General features: G+C 51.5%; 5 protein-coding genes and 12 tRNA genes. 15 read left to right on the top strand and 2 right to left on the bottom strand.

Annotated features, from left to right (window positions below):
- Window positions 1–229: 229 nt before the first annotated feature.
- From RB620_RS13965 to RB620_RS13935, 7 genes are all read left to right on the top strand, one after another.
- Window positions 230–305: transfer RNA gene (locus RB620_RS13965), tRNA-Asn, on the top strand.
- A 3-nt stretch (window positions 306–308) separates the two neighbouring features.
- Window positions 309–384 (top strand) — tRNA-Thr (locus tag RB620_RS13960).
- A 75-nt stretch (window positions 385–459) separates the two neighbouring features.
- Window positions 460–534, top strand: a tRNA-Glu gene (locus RB620_RS13955).
- A gap of 5 nt (window positions 535–539) precedes the next feature.
- Window positions 540–615: transfer RNA gene (locus RB620_RS13950), tRNA-Val, on the top strand.
- Window positions 616–625: 10 nt separating this feature from the next.
- Window positions 626–700, top strand: a tRNA-Gln gene (locus RB620_RS13945).
- Between the two features lie 9 nt (window positions 701–709).
- Window positions 710–785, top strand: a tRNA-Lys gene (locus tag RB620_RS13940).
- Between the two features lie 24 nt (window positions 786–809).
- Window positions 810–892 (top strand) — tRNA-Leu (locus RB620_RS13935).
- Window positions 893–973: 81 nt separating this feature from the next.
- On the opposite strand, the gene RB620_RS13930 is transcribed toward RB620_RS13935, so the two are convergent.
- The gene (locus RB620_RS13930) at window positions 974–1,351 is read right to left on the bottom strand and encodes a collagen-like protein (RefSeq protein WP_308095220.1); all 378 of its coding nucleotides are present in this window, start codon (window positions 1,349–1,351) and stop codon (window positions 974–976) included.
- Between the two features lie 235 nt (window positions 1,352–1,586).
- Between RB620_RS13930 and RB620_RS13925 the strand changes: the two genes are divergently transcribed.
- Together RB620_RS13925 and RB620_RS13920 are read left to right on the top strand one after the other, a co-directional pair.
- Window positions 1,587–2,915, top strand: a complete 1,329-nt coding sequence (locus RB620_RS13925; protein WP_308095219.1) for a hemolysin family protein — start codon at window positions 1,587–1,589, stop codon at window positions 2,913–2,915.
- Between the two features lie 190 nt (window positions 2,916–3,105).
- Window positions 3,106–3,188 (top strand) — tRNA-Leu (locus tag RB620_RS13920).
- 75 nt (window positions 3,189–3,263) lie between these two features.
- On the opposite strand, the gene RB620_RS13915 is transcribed toward RB620_RS13920, so the two are convergent.
- Complete coding sequence (locus RB620_RS13915; RefSeq protein WP_308095217.1) at window positions 3,264–3,659, bottom strand: DUF2203 domain-containing protein; 396 nt, start codon at window positions 3,657–3,659, stop codon at window positions 3,264–3,266.
- A gap of 212 nt (window positions 3,660–3,871) precedes the next feature.
- Between RB620_RS13915 and RB620_RS13910 the strand changes: the two genes are divergently transcribed.
- The 6 genes from RB620_RS13910 (at window position 3,872) to RB620_RS13885 (ending at window position 6,165) form a co-directional block, all read left to right on the top strand.
- Window positions 3,872–4,738 carry an ABC transporter ATP-binding protein gene (locus RB620_RS13910; protein ID WP_308095216.1) on the top strand — a complete coding sequence of 289 codons (867 nt, stop codon included), beginning with the start codon at window positions 3,872–3,874 and terminating at the stop codon, window positions 4,736–4,738.
- 206 nt (window positions 4,739–4,944) lie between these two features.
- Window positions 4,945–5,019, top strand: a tRNA-Gly gene (locus RB620_RS13905).
- Window positions 5,020–5,027: 8 nt separating this feature from the next.
- A tRNA-Arg gene (locus RB620_RS13900) sits at window positions 5,028–5,104 on the top strand.
- Window positions 5,105–5,134: 30 nt separating this feature from the next.
- Window positions 5,135–5,211, top strand: a tRNA-Pro gene (locus RB620_RS13895).
- Between the two features lie 8 nt (window positions 5,212–5,219).
- Window positions 5,220–5,293 (top strand) — tRNA-Gly (locus RB620_RS13890).
- A gap of 83 nt (window positions 5,294–5,376) precedes the next feature.
- Complete coding sequence (locus RB620_RS13885; protein ID WP_308095214.1) at window positions 5,377–6,165, top strand: HAD family hydrolase; 789 nt, start codon at window positions 5,377–5,379, stop codon at window positions 6,163–6,165.
- Window positions 6,166–6,353: the final 188 nt, after the last annotated feature.

The following is a 6,353-nucleotide window of genomic DNA, read 5'->3' as shown; positions in this document are numbered from 1 at the left end:
CGACGAGGTTGATAGGTTCGGGGTGGAAGCACAGCAATGTGTGGAGCTGACGAATACTAATCGGTCGAGGGCTTATCCTACACGCTTGATCCGCTCATACAAGCGACAAGCAACAGCTATAAGGTTCAGCAAACCTTTCGTATCCAGTTTTCAGGGCGCAAGCCTTGGACTAATTTTGTCTCTTAGCCGCTCAAGCTCAAGGACGCATTTTCAACAAAATGTTTAATGTTCCCTGATAGCTCAGTTGGTAGAGCACTCGACTGTTAATCGAGTTGTCACAGGTTCGAGTCCTGTTCGGGGAGCCATAAGCTCTCATAGCTCAGTAGGTAGAGTGCATCCATGGTAAGGATGAGGTCACCGGTTCGATCCCGGTTGAGAGCTCCATTCCCATCTAGGAAACCTTACAGCAGCGCAAGACGAACATTGCTTACGAAGCAGTTTTGCTTCGCAAAACTTTTAGGCCCGTTGGTCAAGGGGTTAAGACACCTCCCTTTCACGGAGGTAACAGGGGTTCGAATCCCCTACGGGTCACCATTCATGGAGGATTAGCTCAGCTGGGAGAGCATCTGCCTTACAAGCAGAGGGTCGGCGGTTCGATCCCGTCATCCTCCACCATACCGTTCGCTGGGGATTAGCCAAGCGGTAAGGCAACGGACTTTGACTCCGTCATTCCTAGGTTCGATCCCTAGATCCCCAGCCATTTTATTAAGAGCCATTAGCTCAGTTGGTAGAGCACCTGACTTTTAATCAGGGTGTCGAAGGTTCGAGTCCTTCATGGCTCACCAGTTATTTAACCAAGCATCACCCACGCGCGTATGGCGGAATTGGCAGACGCACTAGACTTAGGATCTAGCGGGCGACCGTGGGGGTTCAAGTCCCTCTACGCGCACCATAACATGAAGAAACCCTTCGGAAACGAAGGGTTTTTTGCTGCTCGTATTTAGATATTCGTTCGCACTGGATATGCAAAGGGCTAGACGCAAGTAAAGGACTCGATCGATCTTAAATCGAAGCCGGCGTAAATCCAGAAAAATCCGGTCCATCTAAAACCGGCAATGGAACGCGGTCCGACGAATACGGGGAAAAACCAGAATTGGCTGCCGTTGTGCATCCAAATATACGTGAAACGGAATACGCAGCGGCGGATTCCGCCAGGGTCTACGGCCAACAACGATGCGCTAGGCTGCTGCGGAACGAACGAAGGCGGCGGCGAGGACGGCGCCGCCTGCGGACCGCCTGGGGAAGGTCCTGGAAATGGCCCGGGCGATGGTCCGGGGCCTGGACCCGGTCCTGGACCAAACGGAGGTCCCGGAGGTCCGAAAGGAGGACCGAATGGCGGGAAAAATGACATGTTGTTATCACTCCTGTTTGAATTGTTATACAAGTCATTAGCAAAGCTGTGGTTGAGCTTAGGTATTCTATTCGCGAGTCGTCTTATGGGTGTACATCTAATGACTGAGAAATTTATCATAATAAACATCAACCAAGCAAAAGATATGAAACATGGAACAAAAATGCGCGTATTAAAGAAATGATGATTTTTTTAAATATGTAGGAGGTGAGTCCCTCAATATAGAGGGAACGAATTGGACTTAGCCATCTTAATTAATCTGCTTTTGGTTGCGCTGCTTATCGTCATGACTGCGTTTTTCGTTGGATCCGAATTCGCGGTCGTAAAAGTCAGAATTTCCCGAATCGATCAGTTGATTGCGGAAGGAAATAAGAAAGCGGTCGCTGCAAAGAGGCTCGTAACGGATCTGGATTATTACTTATCGGCATGTCAGCTCGGTATTACGGTAACGGCGTTGGGACTTGGCGCTCTCGGCGAACCGACGATCGAAAAGATTCTTCACCCGATCTTCCATAACTGGGGCATCTCGGATGCATGGGCTACTCCAATTTCCTACGCGTTGGCCCTGTCGTTAATGACGTTCTTGCATGTAGTGTTCGGCGAGCTGGCTCCCAAGACGCTCGCGATTCAATTCGCGGAACGCATGACGCTTATGTTGGCGGGACCGCTTGTATTGTTCGGCAAAATTTTATTCCCGCTGATCTGGGTTCTGAACGGTTCGGCACGCGTATTTCTACGTATGTTCGGCGTTCAGCCGGCCGGCCATGAACAAGCACATTCGGAGGAAGAGCTGAAAATTATTATGGCGCAAAGCTTCAAGAGCGGCGAAATCAACCAAACGGAGCTTGCGTACATGCAAAATATATTCGCATTCGACGAACGCGTGGCGAAGGATGTCATGGTACCGCGCATGCAGGCGATTGCGATTGACATTCAGATGACGAGAGACGAAGTGCTCGCCATTATCGACAGACATGAGTACACGCGTTATCCCGTTACGCAGGATGGCGATAAAGATAAAGTCATCGGGTTTCTGAACGCCAAGGAATTGGTGACAGCTATCGCGCTCAATCGTTCGACTCCGATGAAGGATATGATCCATGAGATCGGAACGGTCCATGAGACGGCCCCTCTGCAGGATGTGCTCATGAAGATGCAGAAGAAAGGCGTCCATATTGCCCTTGTTATTGACGAATATGGCGGTACTGCCGGCATCATCACAATGGAGGATATATTGGAGGAGATCGTAGGCGAGATCCGAGACGAGTTCGACAGCGATGAACAGCCGGATGTGGTCAAGAAATCCGATAACGAATACGTATTGAGCGGCCTTGTTTTGTTGGAGGACATTGAGACGCGTTTCGGCATCAAATTCGAAAATGATTTTGGCGTCGATACGATTGGCGGCTGGCTGCAGGTGCAGCAGTTCTCTTCCGAGGAAGAACCGGCGCCGATCGAACATGGCCGCCATCGCTGGACGATCGTCGAGATGGATAACCATCAAATCTTGAAAGCATCGCTAAGGCTCAATGCGGTGGACAAGCAGGAGGAAGCCGAAGTTTAAAAGCTGCGCCTAGCTGACTATGTCGGCTAGGCGAGCGTTTTACTTTTACCTGCATAACTTCATCTAGTTGCGCCCTTATGGTCGGGCGGTTACAAATCGCAAAGTCGAGTGGCGGTTTTCGTTTTTCCAGTTAAATTAGACTTGCACGGAATACAAAAATCGTGTATGATCTAATTCTAGAGTTAACCACGCGCGTATGGCGGAATTGGCAGACGCACTAGACTTAGGATCTAGCGGGCGACCGTGGGGGTTCAAGTCCCTCTACGCGCACCATAACATGAAGAAACCCTTCGGAGACGAAGGGTTTTTTGCTGTATATATGGACCATGGGAATTAGGGTACTCCCTTCTAGGCGTCGGGGTGCGGCTTGCGTCCGCCGAAGCCGTCATGCCAGCCATGATATTGCGTGATGCGCTCCTCGCCTTCCTTCCAGCATAGCAGTACCTCTTCGCCGTCCATGATGGCAGGGAAATCGATGAGTCCGGGTTGAATCATTTTGAGCAGGACGCCTTGACGGGCGAAGTTCTGCATATAGATCTGTAATTCCATTTGCTTAAAGTCCATCTGGCTTTCCATCTCGAACAGGAGTTCGCCGGATTGTTCCCCGTGCCCCGCCTTCACTTTGCGGTAATGGATATATTGCTCCTCCAGCTTCTCGGAGAGCTCTTGCAGCTGCTTTAGATTCCGCTGTACCTCGGGGAGCAGCGCGTTTGCTTCCGCTAACGAAAATCTTCTAGTCATCATGGTTATCCTCTCCTTACCACCCAGTATACGAAAAGTAACCACTCGGTTCAAATCGGAAACCTAAAAAACGCGATTCAATCATGAAGCATGGATGAAGATTGGCATTGACAACGACTCTGAGAACAATTATCATTAATATGTTGTTGATAATCGTTTTCATCTATTAGGATATGCTGTCTGCGCCGGGCGCAGCGGGAGGAGCGTGCACCACCATGATTCGTCTGAAAACTTCGGACTTGGCTATTTCTTATGACGACCGTCTCATTGTCCAAAATTTAAACATTTCCATTCCTCAGGGGAAGGTTACCGCGCTTGTGGGAGCGAACGGCTCCGGCAAGTCCACCATTCTGAAGACAATGGCCCGGATCATGAACCCGTCGAAGGGCAACGTGCTTCTGGACGGCAAGTCGATTCATAAGCAGTCAACGAAGGAAGTGGCGAAGCAGCTCGCGATTCTGCCGCAGAACCCTACGGCGCCGGACGGACTGACCGTCGCGGAGCTTGTCTCTTACGGACGTTTCCCCTACCAGAAGGGCTTCGGTTCCATGAGCAAGGAAGACCGCAGCGTCGTGCAGTGGGCGATCGAAGCAACGGGCATGGGCGAATTCGCGGACCGGCCGGTCGACCAGCTGTCAGGCGGTCAGAGGCAACGCGCGTGGATTGCCATGGCGCTGGCTCAAGAGACGGATATTCTGTTCCTGGACGAACCGACGACGTTCCTCGACATGGCGCATCAGCTGGAAGTGCTTCACTTGCTGCAGAAGCTGAACGAGAAAAATAACCGGACGATCGTCATGGTTGTACACGATTTGAACCATGCGGCGCGTTATGCTCATCATATGATCGCGATCAAGAGCGGCGTCGTGCGCGGCGAAGGTTCGCCGATCGAAGTCATCACGCCTGATATTATGCGCGAAGTATTTAACATCGAAGCGGATATCGTACCGGACCCAAGGACGGGCGTTCCGTTGTGCCTTCCTTTTGCGCTCGCCGGTTTGCCGACAGCGGACAAAGTAATGGGAGCCGGCACGCAAGGCCAAGACGAACAGCAGCAGCCTTTAACGGCGGCAGGGGCATAATCCGATCATTTGCCACATAGATATTTAATGACCTCATTCTTCGACGGAATGGGGTCCTATTGTGTTTATGGGAGCGGGAATGCCGATTTTTTATAAAAAAGTTTAAGTTTTCACGAAAAAAGAGTTGCATTTTGTTTTTCAGGGTGATATATTATTACTTGTCGCCGCGATGAATTGAATGATTTATCGGCTGACAAAGTTACCGTGCGGAAGTGGCTCAGCGGTAGAGCATCGCCTTGCCAAGGCGAGGGTCGCGGGTTCGATTCCCGTCTTCCGCTCCATAGTTTTTGCGGCCTTAGCTCAGCTGGATAGAGCGTTTGACTACGAATCAAAAGGTCAGGAGTTCGAATCTCTTAGGCCGCGCCATTTTCACTTATGAATACGTTGTTTTACTCTCGGGACGTAGCTCAGCTTGGTAGAGCACCTGGTTTGGGACCAGGGGGTCGCATGTTCAAATCGTGTCGTCCCGACCATTCATAATGCGGGTGTAGTTCAATGGTAGAACTTTAGCCTTCCAAGCTAATAGCGTGGGTTCGATTCCCATCACCCGCTCCAGTATGATAACCGACAGCCTTCTGCGATGCAGAAGGTTTTTTTTGTATTCATCGCGAAGTATTCGTTGAGAGGGGGGCTAAAGCTTGAAAATATCCGCTGTTGCGCTGGATCTGGACGGTACGTTGCTGAACGGGCGGAAGCAAGTATCGGAACGTAACTTGCAGGCTGTCCTGAGTTGCTTGGACCATGGGTTGCGATTGATTATTGCGACGGCAAGGCCGCCGCGCTCCGTGAAGGAGCTGTTGCCGCGCGAGCTGCTGGATCGGTCGGCCTGCGTTTATTATAATGGCGCCATCGTGCGGGATACGGGGGCCGGGATCGATGAGCATCGGCCGCTGTCCAACAAATTGACGGCCACGATCGTCAACTTTTGCGCAGAGCGGTTTCCGGACGCGCATCTCAGTTTGGAAGTGAACGACTTATGGTATGCGAATCGAGAAGTTGCGGACGCCGCGTTCTATCATTCGAAGTTTCGTCCGGAGCTTGCTTCCGCCGAAGAGCTTGCAAGCCGGGCCGCCACGAAAATATTGATCTCGGAGCTTGAGGAATCCGAACAGCTAAGCCGAGAGTTCGCCCATTCGACCCGGTTTGTCGTCACCGATGGAGGGAAGTTGATTCAGATCATGAATCCTTCCGTTTCGAAGGCGACGGGGATCGCACGGTTATGCGGCCACTACGGCATAGAGACGGCTCAAGTGGCCGTCTTCGGAGACGACCATAACGATCTCGATATGTTCCGAATGGCCGGACATGCGGTCGCGATGGGCAATGCGGTGCCCGAGCTTAAGACAATCGCGAGCGAAACGACGGCAAGCAACGACGACGATGGCGTGGCCCTCGTGCTGGAGCGATTACTGGCTCGAAGCGTATGATATAGCATAGTGGAGTCGCGCTAAAGCGAAAAAGCAGTCGAAAATCCGCGCCCGGCGCGCGATTTCGGCTTTTTGGCGCGAACGGATTACACGGCAGGGCTTCAATGACGGGGTATTTTGTAGTATGATGGTAGGAGTGATTACGCCATTAACTGAGAGTAACCTTACGATATTGGATTAGGCATGTG

This window comes from Paenibacillus sp. LHD-117 (assembly GCF_030929555.1).
Taxonomy (GTDB): domain Bacteria; phylum Bacillota; class Bacilli; order Paenibacillales; family Paenibacillaceae; genus Pristimantibacillus.
This window is presented reverse-complemented; position numbering and strand designations above follow the sequence as displayed.